The 18,821-nt window shown below is 67.9% G+C and carries 12 protein-coding genes and 1 pseudogene; 2 read left to right on the top strand and 11 right to left on the bottom strand.

Annotated features, from left to right (window positions below; genetic code table 11):
- Positions 1-146: 146 nt before the first annotated feature.
- A complete protein-coding gene (locus BN3385_RS02810; RefSeq protein WP_059014832.1) occupies positions 147-1,613 on the bottom strand; it encodes a glutamate synthase subunit beta in 1,467 nt (488 codons plus the stop codon).
- A complete protein-coding gene (gene gltB, locus BN3385_RS02805; protein ID WP_059016314.1) occupies positions 1,606-6,180 on the bottom strand; it encodes a glutamate synthase large subunit in 4,575 nt (1,524 codons plus the stop codon). Before gltB ends, BN3385_RS02810 begins: the two co-directional genes overlap by 8 nt.
- Before the next feature lie 636 nt (positions 6,181-6,816).
- Here gltB and BN3385_RS02800 point away from each other — a divergent pair.
- Together BN3385_RS02800 and BN3385_RS02795 are read left to right on the top strand one after the other, a co-directional pair.
- On the top strand, positions 6,817-7,731 hold the full coding sequence (locus BN3385_RS02800; RefSeq protein ID WP_231748620.1) for a MinD/ParA family ATP-binding protein: 915 nt from the start codon (positions 6,817-6,819) through the stop codon (positions 7,729-7,731).
- Positions 7,712-8,554 carry a serine/threonine-protein kinase gene (locus BN3385_RS02795; protein ID WP_059014830.1) on the top strand — a complete coding sequence of 281 codons (843 nt, stop codon included), beginning with the start codon at positions 7,712-7,714 and terminating at the stop codon, positions 8,552-8,554. The genes BN3385_RS02800 and BN3385_RS02795 overlap by 20 nt, the downstream gene beginning before the upstream one ends.
- Positions 8,555-8,560: 6 nt before the next feature.
- Here the strand turns inward: BN3385_RS02795 and eccA are convergent, their stop codons facing one another.
- The 9 genes and pseudogenes from eccA to BN3385_RS02750 form a co-directional block, all read right to left on the bottom strand.
- On the bottom strand, positions 8,561-10,414 hold the full coding sequence (gene eccA / locus BN3385_RS02790) for a type VII secretion AAA-ATPase EccA (protein ID WP_059014828.1): 1,854 nt from the start codon (positions 10,412-10,414) through the stop codon (positions 8,561-8,563).
- A gap of 3 nt (positions 10,415-10,417) precedes the next feature.
- The gene (gene eccE / locus BN3385_RS02785; RefSeq protein ID WP_059014826.1) at positions 10,418-11,953 is read right to left on the bottom strand and encodes a type VII secretion protein EccE; all 1,536 of its coding nucleotides are present in this window, start codon (positions 11,951-11,953) and stop codon (positions 10,418-10,420) included.
- Positions 11,950-13,513: pseudogene (gene mycP / locus BN3385_RS02780) on the bottom strand (type VII secretion-associated serine protease mycosin). The gene eccE and the pseudogene mycP overlap by 4 nt, the downstream one beginning before the upstream one ends.
- Positions 13,510-14,991 carry a type VII secretion integral membrane protein EccD gene (gene eccD, locus BN3385_RS02775; RefSeq protein WP_082690248.1) on the bottom strand — a complete coding sequence of 494 codons (1,482 nt, stop codon included), beginning with the start codon at positions 14,989-14,991 and terminating at the stop codon, positions 13,510-13,512. The pseudogene mycP and the gene eccD overlap by 4 nt, the downstream one beginning before the upstream one ends.
- On the bottom strand, positions 14,991-16,019 hold the full coding sequence (locus BN3385_RS02770) for a MinD/ParA family ATP-binding protein (protein ID WP_059014824.1): 1,029 nt from the start codon (positions 16,017-16,019) through the stop codon (positions 14,991-14,993). The genes eccD and BN3385_RS02770 overlap by 1 nt, the downstream gene beginning before the upstream one ends.
- Positions 16,019-16,852, bottom strand: coding sequence for an ESX secretion-associated protein EspG (locus tag BN3385_RS02765; protein ID WP_059014822.1), 834 nt, complete (start codon positions 16,850-16,852; stop codon positions 16,019-16,021). Before BN3385_RS02765 ends, BN3385_RS02770 begins: the two co-directional genes overlap by 1 nt.
- A 66-nt stretch (positions 16,853-16,918) precedes the next feature.
- A complete protein-coding gene (locus BN3385_RS02760; protein ID WP_059014821.1) occupies positions 16,919-17,206 on the bottom strand; it encodes a WXG100 family type VII secretion target in 288 nt (95 codons plus the stop codon).
- Positions 17,207-17,237: 31 nt separating this feature from the next.
- Positions 17,238-17,543 (bottom strand): WXG100 family type VII secretion target, encoded by a 306-nt coding sequence (locus tag BN3385_RS02755; RefSeq protein ID WP_059014817.1) that lies wholly within the window; start codon positions 17,541-17,543, stop codon positions 17,238-17,240.
- Positions 17,544-17,758: 215 nt separating this feature from the next.
- The gene (locus BN3385_RS02750; RefSeq protein WP_082690247.1) at positions 17,759-18,820 is read right to left on the bottom strand and encodes a PPE domain-containing protein; all 1,062 of its coding nucleotides are present in this window, start codon (positions 18,818-18,820) and stop codon (positions 17,759-17,761) included.
- Position 18,821: the final 1 nt, after the last annotated feature.

Raw genomic sequence — 18,821 nt, 5'->3', positions numbered from 1 at the left:
AAACTGCCGCAGGCGCGCCGAACTAAAGTCAGATGATTCTGGTGTGACAGGTGAGGTTCAAGTGGCTCACCCCGGCGCCGAGATTGAACCCACGCACAGCGCTACTCGCACATCCTCTGCGGGAGTTCAGTCTCGACGAGCGACGCCTAGCGCTGCGGTGCAGCGGTCGGCCTGATCGGCGCCGGCAGCGCCGAGTGACCCATCAGGTAGCGGTCCACCGCGGCGGCGGCAGCGCGTCCCTCAGCGATGGCCCACACGATCAGCGACTGGCCGCGGCCCATGTCACCGGCGACGTAGACGCCCTTGACCGAGGTCTCGAAGTTCTTGCCGCGCGCCACATTGCCGCGCGGATCGAGCTCGACCCCGAGGTCGGTGAGCAGGCCCGGACGCTCCGGTCCGACGAAGCCCATCGCCAGCAGCACCAGATCGGCCTCCAGCTCGAAGTCGGTCCCGTCGACCTTCTCGAACTTGCCGTCCCTCATGACCACTTCGTGGGCGCGCAGGCCGGTGACCTTGCCTTCGTTGCCGAGGAACTTCTCGGTGTTGACCGAGAACACCCGCTCGCCACCCTCCTCGTGGGCCGAGGACACCCGGAACATCAGCGGGTAGGTCGGCCACGGGGTGGAGTCCGCGCGGGTCTCCGGCGGGCGCGGCATGATCTCGAACTGGTGGATGCTGGTTGCACCCTGCCGGTGGGCGGTGCCCAGGCAGTCCGCACCGGTGTCGCCACCGCCGATGATGATGACCTTCTTGCCCTTGGCCGTGATCGGCGGCTGACCGTCCTCGTCGAGCACCGGGTCGCCGTGCTGAACCTTGTTGGCCCAGGGCAGGTACTCCATCGCCTGGTAGATGCCCTCGAACTGGCGGCCCGGGATCGGCAGGTCCCGCCAGGCGGTGGCCCCGCCGGCCAGGACGACGGCGTCGTACTCGGCCTGCAGCTGCTCGACGGTGATCTCGACGCCGACGTTGACGCCGGCCCGGAAGGTGGTGCCTTCGGCCTCCATCTGCGCCAGCCGGCGGTCGATGTGGCGCTTCTCCATCTTGAACTCGGGGATGCCGTAACGCAGCAGTCCACCGATGCGGTCGGCCCGTTCGAAGACGGTGACATCGTGGCCGGCGCGGGTCAGCTGCTGGGCGGCGGCCAGGCCGGCCGGTCCGGAGCCGACGACGGCGACCTTCTTGCCGGTGATGACATGCGGGGGCATCGGGACGACCCAGCCCTCGTCGAAGGCGTTGTCGATGATCTCGACCTCGACCTGCTTGATGGTCACCGGATCCTGATTGATACCCAGAACGCAGGAGGCTTCACACGGTGCGGGGCAGAGCCGGCCGGTGAACTCCGGGAAGTTGTTGGTGGCGTGCAGCCGCTCGATCGCGTCGCGCCACCGGTCCCGGTACACCAGGTCGTTCCACTCCGGGATCAGGTTGCCCAGCGGACACCCGTTGTGGCAGAACGGGATCCCGCAGTCCATGCAACGGGATGCCTGATGCTCCAGGGTGTCGTGGGAGAAGTCCTCGTAGACCTCTTTCCAGTCCTTGAGGCGCAGGTCCACCGGCCGCCGGGTCGGCAGTTCGCGATGGGTGTACTTCAGGAAGCCACTCGGATCAGCCATGAGCCGCCGCCATGATCGCCTTGTCGACATCCTCGCCGGCAGCCTCGGCCGCCGCGATCGCCTGCAGCACGGCCTTGTAATCCCGTGGCATCACTTTCACGAAGTTCCCTACCTGTCCGGACCAGTCCGCCAAGATGCGCTGGCCCACAGCCGAATCGGTGGCCTCGGTATGCGCGGCGATGATGTCGCGCAGCCACTCGATGTCGGAGTCGTCGAAGTCGTCGAGGTCCACCATCTCGGTGTTGAGGTTGGCGGGCAGCTTGCCATCCGGGTCGTAGACGTAGGCCACGCCGCCGGACATACCCGCGGCGAAGTTGCGTCCCGTCTCGCCGAGGATGACCACCCGGCCACCGGTCATGTATTCGCAGCCGTGGTCACCCACGCCCTCCACCACCGCGTGGGCACCGGAATTACGCACCGCGAACCGCTCGCCCACGGTGCCGCGGATGAAGGCGGTACCGCTGGTGGCGCCGAACAGAATGACGTTGCCGCCGATGATGTTGTCCTCGGCCACATAGCCGTCGGGCGCACCCTCGGACGGCCGCAACACGATGCGCCCACCCGAGAGGCCCTTGCCGACGTAGTCGTTGGCGTCGCCGTAGACCCGCAGCGTGATGCCCTTGGGCACGAAGGCACCGAAGCTGTTACCGGCCGAACCGGTGAACGTGATGTCGATGGTGCCGTCCGGAAGACCGTTGGCGCCATAGGCTTTGGTGAGCTCGTGGCCCAGCATGGTTCCGACGGTGCGGTTGGTGTTGGCGATCGTGGTCGAGAACGCCACCGGTGTGCCCGAGTCCAGTGCCTCGCGGCTCATCACGATCAGCTGCTGATCCAGCGCCTTGTCCAGACCGTGGTCCTGACGCGAGCTGCAGTACAGGTCCTGGTTCATGAAGGCCGAATCCGGCTCGTGCAGAACCGGTGTCAGGTCCAGCTTGCGAGCCCTCCAGTGCTCGACGGCCTGGCTGGTGTCCAGTGCGCTGACCTGACCGACCATCTCGTTGACGGTGCGGAAGCCCAGCTGGGCCATCAGCTCGCGGACCTCTTCGGCGATGAACAGGAAGAAGTTCTCCACGAACTCCGGCTTGCCGTTGAAACGCTCGCGCAGCAGCGGGTTCTGGGTGGCCACGCCCACCGGGCAGGTGTCGAGGTGGCAGACCCGCATCATGATGCAGCCCGACACCACCAGCGGCGCGGTCGCGAAGCCGAACTCCTCGGCACCGAGCAGCGCGGCGATCACCACGTCGCGGCCGGTCTTGAGCTGGCCGTCGACCTGCACCACGATCCGATCGCGAAGACCGTTGAGCAGCAACGTCTGCTGGGTCTCGGCCAGACCGAGCTCCCACGGAGCGCCGGCGTGCTTCATCGACGTCAGCGGGGTGGCACCGGTACCGCCGTCGTGACCGGAGATCAGCACCACGTCGGCGTGTGCCTTGGACACACCGGCCGCCACGGTGCCGACGCCGTTCTCGGAGACCAGCTTCACGTGCACGCGGGCCTGCGGGTTGGCGTTCTTCAGGTCGTGGATCAGCTGCGCCAGATCCTCGATCGAGTAGATGTCATGGTGCGGCGGCGGGGAGATCAGGCCCACGCCGGGCGTGGAGTGCCGGACCTCGGCCACCCACGGGTACACCTTGTGCCCCGGAAGCTGGCCGCCCTCACCGGGTTTGGCGCCCTGGGCCATCTTGATCTGGATGTCGGAGCAGTTGCTCAGGTAGTGCGAGGTGACACCGAAGCGGCCGGAGGCCACCTGCTTGATCGCACTGCGCCGCCAGTCGCCGTTCGGGTCGCGCTCGAACCGGCTGGTGGCCTCGCCACCCTCACCGGAGTTCGAGCGGGCGCCCAGGCGGTTCATCGCGATCGCCAGCGTCTCGTGGGCTTCGGCCGAGATCGAGCCGTAGCTCATCGCACCGGTGGAGAAGCGCTTGACGATCTCGCTGGCCGGTTCCACCTCGTCGATGGAAATCGGCTGGCGCACGCCGTCTTTGAACTTCAGCAAGCCCCGCAGCGAGGCCATCCGCTCGCTCTGGTCGTCGACCAGCTTGGTGTACTCCTTGAAGACCGAGTACTGTCCGGTCCGGGTGGAGTGCTGCAGCTTGAACACCGTGTCCGGGTTGAACAGGTGGTACTCACCCTCACGGCGCCACTGGTATTCGCCGCCGACCTCGAGCTCGCGGTGCGCGCGCTCGTCGGGGCGGTCCAGGTAGGCCAGCTGGTGGCGGGTGGCCACGTCGGCGGCGATGTCGTCGAGGTCAATCCCGCCGACCGGGCAGCTCAGCCCGGCGAAGTACTCGTCGAGCACGGCCTGCGAGATACCGATGGCCTGGAACAGCTGGGAGCCGGTGTAGGAGGCCAGGGTGGAGATGCCCATCTTGGACATCACCTTCAGCACACCCTTGCCAGCGGCCTTGATGTAGTTCTGCAGCGCCTTCTCGCGGTCGATGCCCTGGATCACGCCGCGATCGATCATGTCGGCGATGGACTCGAAGGCCATGTAGGGGTTGATCGCGGCGGCACCGAAGCTGACCAGCGCGGCCATGTGGTGCACCTCGCGAGCGTCACCGGCTTCCACCACCAGTCCGACCTGGGTGCGGGTCTTGGTGCGGACCAAGTGGTGGTGGATGGCCGAGACCGCGAGCAGCGACGGGATCGGCGCCAGGTTCTCGTTGGACTCCCGGTCGGAGATGATCAGGATCCGCGCACCCTCGGCGATCGCCTTCGACGCGGCGTCGCGGATGTCGTCGAGCGCGCGGCGCAGGCCCTCACCGCCCTTGGCGACGGGGTACAGACATCGGATGACGGCGGAAGCCATGCCGTGCTTGCGGCCGCGCACCTCATCGTCGGGGTTGAGGTTGATCAGCTTGGCCAGCTCGTGGTTCCGCAGGATCGGCTGGCGCAGTGCGATCTGGTGGCAGGACTGCGGGGTCGGGTTGAGCAGGTCGCCCTCCGGCCCGACGGTGCCCTGAATGCTGGTCACCACCTCTTCGCGGATGGCGTCCAGCGGCGGGTTGGTCACCTGGGCGAACAGCTGCTGGAAGTAGTCGAACAGCATCCGCGGCCGCGCCGAGAGCACCGCGATGGGGGTGTCGGTACCCATCGAGCCGATCGGCTCGGCCCCGGTGCGCGCCATCGGCGCGACCAGCAGGTTGAGCTCCTCATAGGTGTAGCCGAAAGCCTGCTGGCGCAACACCACCCGGTGGTGCGGCATCCGCACGTACGGGCCTTGGGGCAGGTCGTCGAGGTGGAACAGCTGCTCGTCCAGCCACTGCTGATACGGCTGCGCGGCGGCCAGTTCGGCCTTGATCTCCTCGTCGGCGACGATGCGGCCCTGGGCGGTGTCGACCAGGAACATCCGGCCAGGCTGCAGGCGCATCTTCTTGACGACCGTGGCCGGGTCCAGGTCGAGCACACCGGCTTCCGACGCCATGACGACCAGGCCGTCCTCGGTGATCCAGATGCGCGACGGGCGAAGGCCGTTGCGGTCGAGCACCGCGCCCACGACGGTGCCGTCGGAGAAGCACACCGAGGCGGGGCCGTCCCAGGGCTCCATCAACGAGGAGTGGTACTGGTAGAAGGCTCGGCGCGCCGGGTCCATCGACTCGTTGCGCTCCCAGGCCTCCGGGATCATCATCAGCACCGCGTGCGCCAGGCTGCGCCCGCCGAGGTGCAGCAGTTCGAGCACCTCGTCGAAACGCGCGGTGTCCGAGGCGCCGGGGGTGCAGACCGGGAAGACCTTCTCCACGTCGGTGCCGAAGATCTCGGTCTTGATCAGTGCCTCGCGGGCACGCATCCAGTTCTCGTTGCCGGTGACGGTGTTGATCTCACCGTTGTGGGCGACGCGACGGAACGGGTGGGCCAGCGGCCACGACGGGAACGTGTTGGTGGAGAACCGCGAATGCACGATGCCCAGCGCGCTTTCCAGCCGCTCGTCCTGCAGATCCAGGTAGAACGCCTTGAGCTGCGGGGTGGTCAGCATGCCCTTGTAGACGAAGGTCTGACCGGAAAGGCTTGGGAAGTAAACGGTTTCGCGTCCCGGGCCGTCCTGGCCGGGACCCTTGGAACCCAGCTCGTGCTCGGCGCGCTTGCGAACCACGTAGGCCTTGCGCTCCAGGTCCATCCCGGAGGCCCCGCCGATGAATACCTGGCGGAAGGTCGGCATGGCGTCGCGGGACAGCGCGCCCAGCGAGGAGTCGTCGGTGGGCACGTCGCGCCAGCCCAGGACCTCCAGGCCCTCGGCTTCGACGATCTTCTCGACGGCCTCGCAAGCGGTGGCGGCGTCGCGGGCGGACTGCGGCAGGAAGGCGATGCCCGTGGCGTAGGAGCCCTCGGCGGGAAGGTCGAAGTCGACGACGGCACGCAGGAAGGAGTCCGGAACCTGCAGCAGGATGCCCGCACCGTCACCGCTGTGCGGTTCGGCGCCGGCGGCGCCGCGGTGCTCGAGATTCAGCAGGGCGGTGATCGCCTTGTCCACGATGTCGCGGCTGCGCCGGCCGTGCATGTCCACCACCATGGCGACACCGCACGCATCATGTTCAAATGCGGGGTTGTACAGCCCGACACTCCTGGGCATTCGCACCTGACCCTTCACAAGCTTTATTTGCGCGACAAAAACGTCAACGTCGCCGCGCCCCGTCAGGGGGTCCTCCGTGCGTCGGTGAACGGCGGCCCTACTGTGGTGTCAACAAGTCGTAAAACGATATGACAAACACGGCCTGACATGCCAACTTAGTGCAGGCTAACTTGTCTCTCACCGCCGTCTTGGCCGGCTCTCAGCGATCTGGCGCCCGCAGCTACGGATTCCGTCGTCTACGTCGCGTTTTGGTGACCGGTTGTCGCCCGATTGCCGGTGCGCCCTGTCGAGGTCGTCCATCACCGGTTCGGCGGGCTGTTTGCTGTGAGCGCAGCGCCGTGGTGCCTGTGGTGCCAAACGCCACACGTCGCCACCCATTGGTGCTGGTCATGACGTGCGACGACCTCGATCCGGGATTTTGCGCAAAGTCTGAGTGGATTCTTAGGAACAGCTGGGCGCCGACCTGGGGAATTGCGCGGGTAGTGATACTGAAGCGGAACCCGCGCACACGAGAGAGACCATGACCGACCGCGACGATTTCGACCGCGACCGCTTCCCGCAGGCGCCCCCGCCCGCCGGGCGGGGGCCGGCCCGACCGCGCCGCAGCCGCCGTATCCGCCGCTGCCCGCCCCGCCGGTGCGTCAGGCCGCCAAGCCGAAGCCGACCCGGGGCTGGCGGTGGGCGCTGAATACGGCCACCTTCGGTCTGGTCAATCCCGGTCCGTCGCGCAGCGAGCGCCGCCAGGCGGCGATGGAGGCCATGGTGGCCGCGCCGCTGAGGGGTCACTACAAAATCGGGGTGCTGGGCAAGGGTGGGGTCGGTAAGACGACGGTGGCCGCCAGCGTCGGGTCCGTGCTGGCCGAACTGCGCCGGGGTGACCGGGTTGTCGCCGTCGACGCCGACACCGCGTTCGGCCGCCTCGGCAGCCGCATCGACCCGCGCGCCGACGGGTCCTATCTGGAGCTGGCCCGCAACAAGAACCTGCAATCCTTCGCCGAGGTGCTGACCCGGATGGGCAGCAACTCCGCCGGCCTGTTCGTGCTGGCCGGTGAAAGTGGCAGTCGCCGAGGCATTCTCGATCCGGCGATCTACCGTGAGGCCACCATGCGGCTGGATCGGCACTTCACCATCTCCATCGTGGACTGCGGGTCGACGATGGACGCGCCGGTCACCCAGGAGGCGCTGCGCGACATGGATGCGCTGATCGTGGTGTCCTCGCCGTGGCCCGATGGTGCGTCGGCAGCCGCCCAGACCATGGAATGGCTTGCCCACCATGGCAAGACCGGGTTGATGCAGCGCTCGGTGGTGGTGCTCAACGACTCCGACGGGCATTCCGACAAACGCACCCGCGGCACCCTGGCCCAGCAGTTCCGGTCCCGCGGTCAGGCGGTGGTGGAGGTTCCGTTCGACCCGGGTCTGCGCCCGGGTGGGGTGATCAACAGCACCACCGAGATGTCGACACCCACCCGGGAGGCCTTCGTCGAGGTGGCCGCGGTGCTCTCCCAGTTCTTCGCCACCCTCCCCCAGCATCGTGGACCGGACAGCCGCTAGCCTCGTCGGCCCGGGCACCCGCGTCGACGGCTACGTGATCGAAGGGATCATCGGCTCGGCCGGGATGGGCACGGTGTGCGTTGCCCGCCAATGGGATTCCCGGCAACGGGTCGCGCTCAAGGTGCTCAACGCCGCGGTGTCCGCTGATCCGGCGTATCGGCGGCGCTTCACCGAGGAGGCCCGCTGGGCCGAGTCACTGCACCACCCCAACATCGTCGCGGTGTACGGCCATGGCGAGACGGCCGAGGGCATCCTGTGGATGGCGATGCACTACGTCCCCGGCACGGACGCCGACCGGGAGTTGCGGGCCGGGCGCATGCCACCGCAGCGGGCGGTGCACATCATCGGCGAGGCGGCCACTGCGCTGGACTACGCCCACGCCCACGGCGTGGTGCACGGTGACGTCAAGCCGCCCAATTTCCTTCTGGCCCAGGGCGAACGGGTGCTGCTCGCCGACTTCGGGCTGGCGCGCAGCACCGATGACCGCACCCCGTCCGGCCGGCACGGGACCGTCCTGGCCAGCGCCGCCTACGCATCCCCGGAGATGCTGCGCGGGCTGCCCGTCGACCGCCTGTCCGATGTGTACTCGCTGGGCGCGGCACTGTTCCGGCTGTTGACCGGCAAGCCGCCGTTCTTCGATGCCGGGTCCAAAGACGCTGTGGTGCAGGCACATCTACATCGGGAGGTTCCGCCCGTGACGCGGTATGCACCGTGGCTGCCGGCGGCGGCCGACGAGGTGATCGCCACCGCGATGGCCAAGGACCCCGCCGCGCGCTACCACAGCGCCAGTGAGCTGGCTTTCGCCGCGCTCAGTCTGCGCTGACTGCTCTCACAGTTCCACCGGCACATGCTTTTCGGCGCAGGCCGCGATGACGGCGTCGACGACGTCCTGGGTGCGCAGCGTCTCCAGATCTTCCACCGTCACCGAGCCGCGGTTGGTCCGGTTCTGGGCGGCCACCCGGGAATCACGCAGCCGCTCGGCGCGCTCGACGACGTTGCGGGCGAACCGGCCGTTCTGCATGACGTCGATGCCGTGGGTGCCGTCAGGCGCCAGGTAGGCCCGCAGATTCCGGCACGCGGCGTTGAGTGCATCACGGGCGGCCGGGTCGATGACGGTGGCGCGGGGTTGGCCGTAGCGGACGGCGATTTCGACGATCTCGTCCGGGCTATAGGACTCGAACCGCAGCTTGCGGTTGAACCGTCCGGCCAAACCCGGGTTCACGGTGAGGAACTCGTCGACTTCCTTCTCGTAGCCCGCACCGATGAAGCAGAAGTCGAAGCGGTGCACTTCGAGTGCCACCAGCAACTGGTTGACAGCTTCCATACCGATCATGTCGGGCCGACCGTCGTGGTGACGCTCGACAAGGCTGTAGAACTCGTCCATGAACAGGATTCGGCCCAGCGAGCGGTTGATCAGCTCGTTGGTCTTGGGACCTGACGATCCGATGTGCTCGCCGCAGAAGTCGGCGCGCTTGACCTCGATGATCTCGGGATGCCGCACGATGCCCAGCCCGGCATAGATCTTGCCCAATGCCTCAGCGGTGGTGGTCTTTCCGGTACCGGGCGGGCCGACCAGCAGCATGTGGTTGGTCTGGTTGGTCACCGGCAGGCCGTGGGCAAGCCGGAGTGCCCGCACCTCGATCTGGTCCTCCAGTTCGGCGACCGCACGCTTGACCTCGGACAGGCCTACCTGGTTGTTGAGCAGTGCGCGACCCTCGGCCAGCAGTTCGGCGCGGCGTTCGGCGTTCTCCTCTTCGGCGCGCTCCTGCTCGGACTGTTCGGTGCTGACGTCCCACTTGTTGGTCCGGCTATTGATGGTGTCCTCGTCGGTGACCACCAGCTGCAACCGCGGATCGGACAACGCCTGCTTGGCCGGTTCGATCAGCACGCCGTTGATGGTGGCCTTGGACAGCCAGATCTGCGCCTTGTCCTCTTCGCCGAGCTGGCGATGCGCCATTCCCCGTGCGTAGGCGAGATCAGCGGCGATCAAGGGGAATTCGAGCGGATCGATGGCGGTGACTGCGGTATCGAGGAGACTGTGCCTGCGGGCTTCGCCCGTACCCGCCCGACCGGCGCGCAGTTCCACCCGGTCAGCCCAGTCCAGGGCGACTCGGGCCTGGCCGAGGTGGGCGGCGGCGTGGGCGGCCAGCGCGTTGGTGCCCGCGGTGACTGCGGACATGATGATCGCCTGCGGAGGAAGGACTTTGGCGGCCTCGGCGATCACGTCAGGCCAACGCTGGGTGGCGAACATCAGATAGGCGCGGATGTACTGCTGCCACTGATGATTCTCCCAGCTGTCCAACAGCGCCGCGTCGTCGAGCACGGCCTCGGCCTTCTCGAACTGCTTGTCGTCGATGAGCGCGCTGGCCAGTGCGAGTCCGGCGTGGGAGGCCTCGGTGACGGTGATCGACAGGTAGGGGCCTGCTTTGATCGGCGCGGCCAACCGGACGCCGAGGCGGTTGCATTCGCGATGCAGCCGGGCACCGTAGGCGTACAGCTGCTGCAGGGTGTCCAGGGCGTCATCGCCGGCGGCGATCCGGCCCAGCCAGGCGTCGGCCATCGAGGGATCGGTGGCGGTGGCCTCGCGGAAGGACCTCAGGGCGGTGCCGAGGTCGGTGTCCAGGGCCGCCATCGCCTGGTCGAACTGACGGCGGGCGGCGGCGGTCGAGGTGCTGCTGGTCATCAGCTAGTCCGCCAGTTCCAGTTCCGAGGGCCGCAGACTCATCGGTTCGTTTGACACGTAACGGTTCTCAGCGCGGAAGAGTTCGACCTCGACGTCGTACACCTGGCCCGCGGCGCTGACCTCCACCATGGCCGGGCCCGTCTGGGCGATGACGACGTCGGCCATACCGCGGGGGGCCTCTCCCGGGCGGCCAACCGAGATCACGGTGTTGGGCCGGGGAGCCGGCGACACCGTGCCGTCCACCACGCTGACCGTGGTGCCGGACGCCGGGCGGGGCAGATCGCTGACTGCGATATGCGGCATCCGCACGCTGTCCCAGCGGGTCAGATCCCGGGTGTGCACAGTGATCCGGTCGCCCGCACCGGCGGTGCGCACGATGATCCGTTTGGCGATGGCGTCTTCGGCGGCGATGTGGATGCGGCTGAACTCGCCGGGATCGCCCATCGGCAGGAGCATCCGGTCGCCGGCGGCGACCTTGCCCAGCAGCACGCCCGAGGGTCCAACGGGCAGCAGCAGGGTCGCGGGGAGTCGGCCGCGCGTAAGGCCTCGGACCCGGGGCCGCGGGCCGCACAGGTTGGCCGCGACGGCGGCGGCCTGTTCGCCGGGCAGCGTCTTGAGGGTGACACTCGGCGGTGCGGTGGGCGGTTGCGCACTGCGCACTGTGATGGTGGCGGTGGCCGTGCCGTCCGGAAACAGGGTGATGTTCTGGATGATCCCGTCCGCGCGCAACGCCCAGGCCTGCGCCAGCACCTCGGCGCTGATGTCGCGCGGTTGGTAGGCGTACGTGGTCAGCCAGCCGCCATCGCTGCGGACCGAATGCCAGCGCTGATTGTGCGGTTCGAGAGCGCTTCGGCCCAGCCGCCGCTCCAATTCCACCATGTCGGTGGCGGTGGCGACCTTGGCCCGAATCCCGTTGCAGCGCAATCCTGCAGCGATGCGCTGCGCGGCTGCCAGGGCGGCGGTGCCGACGGTCGTCCGCCACTGCAGGGCGTCGGCGTTGGCCAGGGCACCGAGCCGGATCACCAGCCAGGTCTCCCGCTGGCCCGCATACGGCGGGGTTCCGATGAGGGTGTCGTACACCCGCGGATAGTCCCCCGTGCTGCGCCTCCGCGACCCGGCACTGACCACGCTCAGCGATTCGATGGTCAGCCCGAGGCTCTGGTGCATCGCTGGCAGCAGCTCGGTCACGTCGACGGTATTGCGTGTTTCGGTCGAGGTGGAGCCGGTGAAAATCGTTGGTGTGTGGGCCTTCCCGAGCAGTTGGACCGCGACGATGGCCACCCCGTCCTGAAAGCGCACCCCGCCGCCGGAACGGTCGTTGGCCACGGTCACCGGCTCAGCCAGTCCGATCGCCCGGTTGCGCCGCAGGTACAGCGACGCCCAGGACCACAGCGGCTGACGCCGCCACGGGATGGCGAACAGGATCAGCCCGAGCGCCAACCCGATACCGGCGCCGATGAACTCACCGACAACCCAGCCGACGAAGCCGAGCAGAAGCACTGCGACGATCACCGCGAGCTGAACAGTCTGACGCCTCATCGGGCCCGCCTCGCCCGGCCGATGATGGCGGCCAGCAGCACCGCGCCCAGGACCGCACCGGCAAAGCCGAGCGCGACATTGCGGGCCCGGTGGTCCGGAGCGGCCGGCGGTGCCGGCGGCGGCACGACGCGGGTCTTCGATCCCGGCGCCAGAGCGTCACCTGGTGGAACGTTGAAGGTCAGCGCCGCAACAGGATCCACCACTCCATAGCCCACCTGATTGTCGACGCCGCGAGGCGGGTTGTGCGCGGTCTGCAGAATCCGGTGGATCACCTGGTTGGCAGTGAGATTCGGGTACTTCGCCCGCACCAGCGCGGCGACGCCACTGACGTAGGCGGCCGAGAAGCTGGTGCCCCAGAACGGCATGTTCTTTTCCCCCGGCCGCACCGGCGGATATGCGTTGACCGGGCCGCCGGTCTGCGGCGACAGACCCATGATGCCGACACCGGGCGCCGCGGCGGCCACCCACGGGCCGGCCAGGCTCTTGCTGATCGGCGCGCCGGTGTTGTCGACGGCTCCGACCGAGAGCACATAGTCGGAGAACCAAGACGGCGAGGACACCGTCTTGACCTGATGCCAGTCACGGGGGTCATTGGTGTTCAGCGGATCGAACGAGGGATTCTGCGCGCACCCGTCCTCACCCTCATTGCCCGCGGCGGCGACGATCACGGCGTCCTTGACGGTTGCGGCGTACCAGACGGCGGCGCCGATGGCCCGCTGATCGAGTGGGTCGGCTGCCGAAACGCACGCCGTGACGCTGATGTTGATGACCTTCGCGCCCATGTTGGCGGCGTGCACGATGGCGCTGGCCAAGGTGGCCACCGTGCCGGCCTTCTTGCGCGCTTCGTTGTCGCCGGGTGACGGGTTCTCCGGTTCGTAGGCGCGCGAGGACTGCCGGATCGAGATGATCGTCGAGTGCGGTGCCACCCCGGCCACGCCGTCGGGGGCACCCGGCGCCGGCGGTGGAACCTCGGGATCCTCCGGGCCGCCGGGGTCGGGATCGCCGGGTCCGTTGGACGGTTGGTCCGGCGGCGGCGGTGGTTCGGCGGGCGGCGGTGGCGTTGACGGGGGGCGGCCCGGCCGGCGCTGGGAATGCGGGAGCGGCTGGCATCGGCGCGGGCATCGGGCTGCCCTGCGGTGCGGCGGCGATCAGTGACGCGACGATGGTGCCATGCGAATCGCAGTCCATCAGGCCATCGCCGCCCATGATGTAGTCGCCGCCGGGGACGACCGGAAGCCGTGGGCTGGGGTTGACGCCGGTGTCGATCACCGCGACCGTGACGCCGTTGCCGGTCGAGTACTTCCACGCCTTGCTGATGTTGAGCATGGTGAAGCCGGGCGCCGGTAGCGACACGTTCGGATCGGCGACGGTGATGGTCCTGGCGCAGATGTTGCTCTGCCGCATCGGCTGATCGGGACGCGGCGGACCGTCGGGCGGCACCAGGGAAGGATCCACCGATGGTGGCGGAATAGCTTGCGCAGCCGGAATATTGGCAATCATTCCGGTGAGCATGATGACCATCGCCGTGGCAGCGATGCGTTGGCCCCGAGGCGCGCTCATCGCATTCGGACCCAGGTGAACAGTCCACCGATCCAGGCCGCCAACGGGAAGGCGGCCACGATCGCGACCAACTCCAGCCATTCGGCGACCATCCGGACCAGCGGGGTGAACCGGGTGACCGGTACCAACAGGGCGGCAGCGAGCCCGGCTCCGGCGAAGGCGATCAGAACGAGGCTGCCCCACAGCAGAGCTACACTCGAATCAGCCGGTGCGGCAAGGACATAGCGGATCACTCCCGCGCAGAACGCGGCCGCTGCACCGCAGACCAGGGCAACCGCCTGCCGCTTGTCGGCGAAGGCGCGGCCACGGCTCATGAAGATCAGCACGAACAGTCCGGCCAGCACGGCGGCGGCGGTACCCTTCGGACGTCCCGGCATGACGGTGGCCCACACCGCGGCGGGCAGCGTAGCCGCAGCCGCCACGCAGATGCCGGTCAGCACACTGTTGGCGCGGAGGGCGGCAGCGGTGATGACCTCGCCGCGTGGCGTGGTGTCCGGGTTGGGTTCGTCGTCGGCGTCCTCGTCCACGGGTGTCACCGTGTCTACCGGCAGACCGTCACTGCGTCGGAAGAGGTCCCGACCGGTGATGGAGCCGAAGTGGGGCGGCCGGATTCGGGCTGCCCAGAGGGCGAATGTCGGTCCCAGCGTGAGCAACAGCAGCAGGCCGATGAGCGTCAGCATGCCCAGCCACTGGGCTGGCACCGGACGCCACATCCGGGTGGCGGCCACCAGCCCGCCGATCGCACAGAGCGTGACGACGGTGGCCGCGATCGTAACGTGGCGTTGAGTCATCGCGACGACGGCGCACGTCAGCACGGCGACCGCCAGGCCCGCGATGAACACGTGGGCCGCCCCGACGCCGCCGGGAGCGGCCGAGGCGAATCCGACGGCGAGCAACGGGACCGCGAGCCAACCGAATCCACCGAGCAGGTCGGTGCGGCCCGGCCACCAGCGCCACACCGACACCGCACCCACCGCGAACAGCAGACCGATCACACCGGTGACAACAGCGGGGATGAACGACTGGCTGTGCAGCCTCGTATGGACCGCGAGGCCGAGCACGCTCAGCGCGATCATCGCCACCACAGCCAACGCCGTGTGCGCGGCGGTCTCCGCGGTCACCGGCGCGAACAACCGCTTACCGACCCGCGCCAATCCGGTGGACAGCGACTCGTATTGCGGCTCGAAGGAATCGCCCTCCTGAGCCGGCACCAGCACCAGCGTCGCACCGTCCTCGACACCGAGTTCGTCCAGTGTCTTGGTGACGTCGAGTCGGGTGCCGTTGGCCCGGTGTAGCTCGTAGGCGACGCCGGGATCCAGCGCCGTCACACCGCGCCGCTTCAGTTCCTCATTGAGCAGCTCGACGACGTTGTCGATGAACACCTCAACAGGAACCGATGCCGGATACACCTGCGAGACAAGGTTTTCCCCGCAAATGACGGCGATAGCGCAGCGGGCCGGAAACGAGACCTTCGCCATCAGCGTGGCCTGTCGGCGTCCGGAATGTACTTGTCGGCCAGTGCCGCGGTGATCTCGAACAGGCGAAGCCGGGTCTTCTTCTGCAGTTCGTGCTGGGCGTCGATGATGCCACCCTTGGCCAGATGCGGGTCATAGGGCATGAACTCGACGGTGGCCCCGGATTGCCCGAACCGCTCAGTGAGGTACGCCCGGGCATCCTTGTCGTAGTTGTTGCGGCTGTCGTTGAGGATGACCATGCTGCGCGAGACCAGTTCGTGGTAGCCCATCGACCGCAGCAGGTCGATCGCGCGGGTCACCGGCAGCGAGGTGTCGGCGGTGAGTCCGGAAACGAATACCAGGGTGTCGCAGGCGTCGAAGACCGCCTTCATCACCGGGTGTTCAAGGTCGTCGGAGGTGTCCACCAGGATGACATTGTGGGTCCTGCGCAGGCGCGAGAGGACGCCGGTGAACATCGCGGGCACCAGCGGACGCGGCTGGTCCGACACCCGGTTGCCGGCCAGGACATCCAGGCCGATCTGGTTCTGCCCCAGGTGTTCTCGGATGTCGGCATAGCCCTGAACATCGGTGTCGTTGAGTACCGCGGAGTAGTCACCGGGGGGCGCCTCGTCGATCCGGCCGGCCAGGGTGCCGAAGCCGGGTGCGGCATCGATGGCGACCACGTTCTCGGGTCGGCACTCGCGGAAGATCGCGCCGACGCTGGCGGTCATCGTGGTCTTGCCGACGCCGCCCTTACCCGAAACGAAGCCGATCACGTACTGCTTGCGGATATGCCTGCGGATACGTTCCCGGAGTTCCCGGTAGTGCCGTTCGGCCGGTGACTCCCCGAGGTTGATCGTCTTGAACGAGATCGTGTAGAGGAACTTGCGCCAGCCCGATCCGGGCGGGATCTTGCGCGGAGCCACCATGTCGGAGATCCGCAATGTCCCCGAGACGGAATCCTGCTGACGGTGGTGGGCGCCGAAGGGATCCCGGCGCAGCGGTTCGCGGGGGTCAGCGGAATGCCCCGGCTCATTCCAGGGATTCGTCACTAGACAACCTTTCTGTGGGAGTACCACTCGTCCTCGGCCGGCAGCCGGCGGACCATGTTCTGCACCGCCGAGGCGATGTTGCCCGGCGATCCGGGGCTGACGATCATCCACGACCTGCCGCCGCGGCTGACATGCTCGGACACCAGCCGACCCTGAGGGGTGTCGATGATGGTGACGGCACCCTGCTCGATGTGGGAGCGAGCCGGACCGTTAGCGGCACCGGCTTGGATGGCGACGACTGAAGCCTGCGCTGAGCGCTCGGTGTCGGCGGCCAGCGTCAGGGTCGAGATCTGATCGCTGTCCAAGCGCTTGTCCACCAGGTAGGCGCGCAAGCTTGCCCGATCATGCACGGCGGCAAGCAGTTCGGCGGTGTCGAGGGTGACCGGGCGAAGCGATGCGGGCTTGAGCTCGCCGCACAACCGGTCGATCTGGGAGTTGATCAGCACTCCGGCCGACTCTTCGGTGGTCGCAGTGCCCGCACTGCTGAGGCGCACCATGATGCCGGAGCGCTCCAGCGCGACCCACCACTGGGCGAAGCGGGCCAGCAGGACTCGCTCCGGCTCCGTTTCGTGGGCGGGTGTTTGGGCGTAGACGAGCAGTGCGACATCGCGGCGCGACAGCACGGTCAGCCATTCGAGAACCGCGTCGTCGACGCCGCCGGCCTCGGTGATCACACCGGCGGCTCGTAGTTCGTCGGCGACCGGGTGGGCCAGCGCCATCTCATGGGTCTCGACACTGGGCAGATGCGGCCGCAGGCCGAGTTCTGGTGCCAGCACTTCGATACCGGACAGCACCTGCAACACCCACAGGCCGTCCACTGTCGTCGTCAACATAGCTTTCCCAACGCAGACAGCAGGGGCGCACCGACCGTGCGCCCCCACCGGCTGACGGTTGTCCGGTTAGAAGAGGTTGCCCATCATGACGTCGGTCTGATGGGCGCTGTCGTTGACGCTGCTGATGGTCGATCCGTGCTGGTTCATGGTCTCGATGAGGCCCTGCAGGCCCTGCAGCATCTGCATCTGCGCCTCGTGGAACGACGTGGCCGCGGTGCCCTGGAAGAAATCGGCGATCGCGTTGGTGCGCTGCTGGATGTCGTCGTGGATCTCCATCAGCTGAGCCGAGCGGGAGCCGACCTCAGAGGCGAAATCAGCGACCCCGCCGTGGTTGTAAGTGATGTTGTCCGACATGAGAGATGTCCTTCCGTACGAGGTCTGGGGATTAGGCGTTGGGGGCGAAGCTGGTGAGGCTGTGGGCGGCGTCGGCCTCGTGCTGCTCCATCATCGAGGCGGCCTGGCTCAGGCCGTGGGCGAGCCGGGTACCACCGGTGATGGTCTGCTGCAGGTCGTGGTTGATCTGGGCGGCGGTGTTGACCGACGCCAGCTGGGCCTGGCCACCCCACACCGCCGAGCCGATGCCCTCATGGCTGGCGAGGTAGCCGTTGGCGATCGCGGTGGCGTGCTCGAGCGCGGACTCGATGGCCTGCTGGGTGCTGCGCAGCACCTCGGGTGTGACGACGAGTGTCATGTTCTACTTCCCTTTCGGTGACGTTTTGCTGATGATCGGTCCCCTGGCCGGGGATGTGGACGAGTATCGGGTGCGGACAAACCGCTGTCACTTCACCCTCTGGCAAACGATGACGGTCGCACCCCCTTGACCAGATTCATTAGCTGATCCTCGGATCACGGTGGTCGTCGCGATCCAGCACGATGCGAGCCCGGCCAACATCCTCTTTGCTGTCCTCACCCTTGCCGTTGGCGAGCATGCCGGCGTGGGCGGGCGACATCGGCATCGCCGTTCCGCCCATCCCGGCCGACGTCGGTCCCCGCAGCTCGGCGGCACTGAGCAGGCCGGTCTTGAGCGATGTCGGCCTGCCGGCGTTCTCCGGAGCAAAGCTGCTGGTGGGCCGGGTGTAGCTCGGCGGCGGGCATCGCCGCGTCACCGGCCTTCATGCCGTTGAACATGCCGCCCAGGGACCCCATCATCGACTGAGGGAGGCTCGACAGGCCCTGGAAGGCCTGCATCGGGGCTTGAAACATGCCCATCAACGGCTGCATGGCACCCATCGCGGCCTGCATCGGCTGCATCATCATCGAGCTCATCTGGCCCATTTCGCCGGCCGCCGTGGCCGGCGCGGCGGCCGTCTGGCCGGCCATCTGGGTGACCTGGCCGGACCCCTCGACCGCCTGGCTCATCGCGGTCGTTCCCGCGGTCTGGGCCACCGCCGCTGCAGCGGTAGCAGGGGCGGCCGGTGATGCCCCCAGCGGCGCGAACGGCGGCGGGATGGCCAGTGCGGCTACGAGTGCAGCCAGCGCCGCGCCATAGGCCGCGCCCGCACCGGCGTTGTGCGGCCAGTGTTCGCCGAAATATTCAGTGTCCAGAGCCACGATCGCCGGGGTCAGCGCGCCGAGTACCGCGGGGTTGATCGCGACGTCGGCGGCCTGCTCGGTGCGATTGGCGATCGACACCTCGGCCGGGATCATCGAGGACACCGCGGTCTCGTAGGCCGCGACGGCGCTGGCCGCGATCGGCGGCTTTTCCTGCACCCACCCGGCCAAGAGCTGCAACGCGGTATTCAGACCCGTAACCGCTGTCGTCGAGCTCAGGCCGCCGACCCCCTCGAAGTTCAGCGCGGTCACCGCGGTATTCAGCTGGGACAGCGAGAAGGCCAGTTCATGACTACCCATCAGGGCCTGCCACGCCGCGCCGTTGGCCATGGTCGTCGACGTGCCAGCCGCCCCCGGCCCGACGAGCCGGAGGTAGTTGGTTTCAGGCGACGAGCACGGCCACGCGGGATCTGGCATG

Source organism: Mycobacterium sp. M26 (assembly GCF_001494595.1).
GTDB lineage: Bacteria > Actinomycetota > Actinomycetes > Mycobacteriales > Mycobacteriaceae > Mycobacterium.
This window is presented reverse-complemented; position numbering and strand designations above follow the sequence as displayed.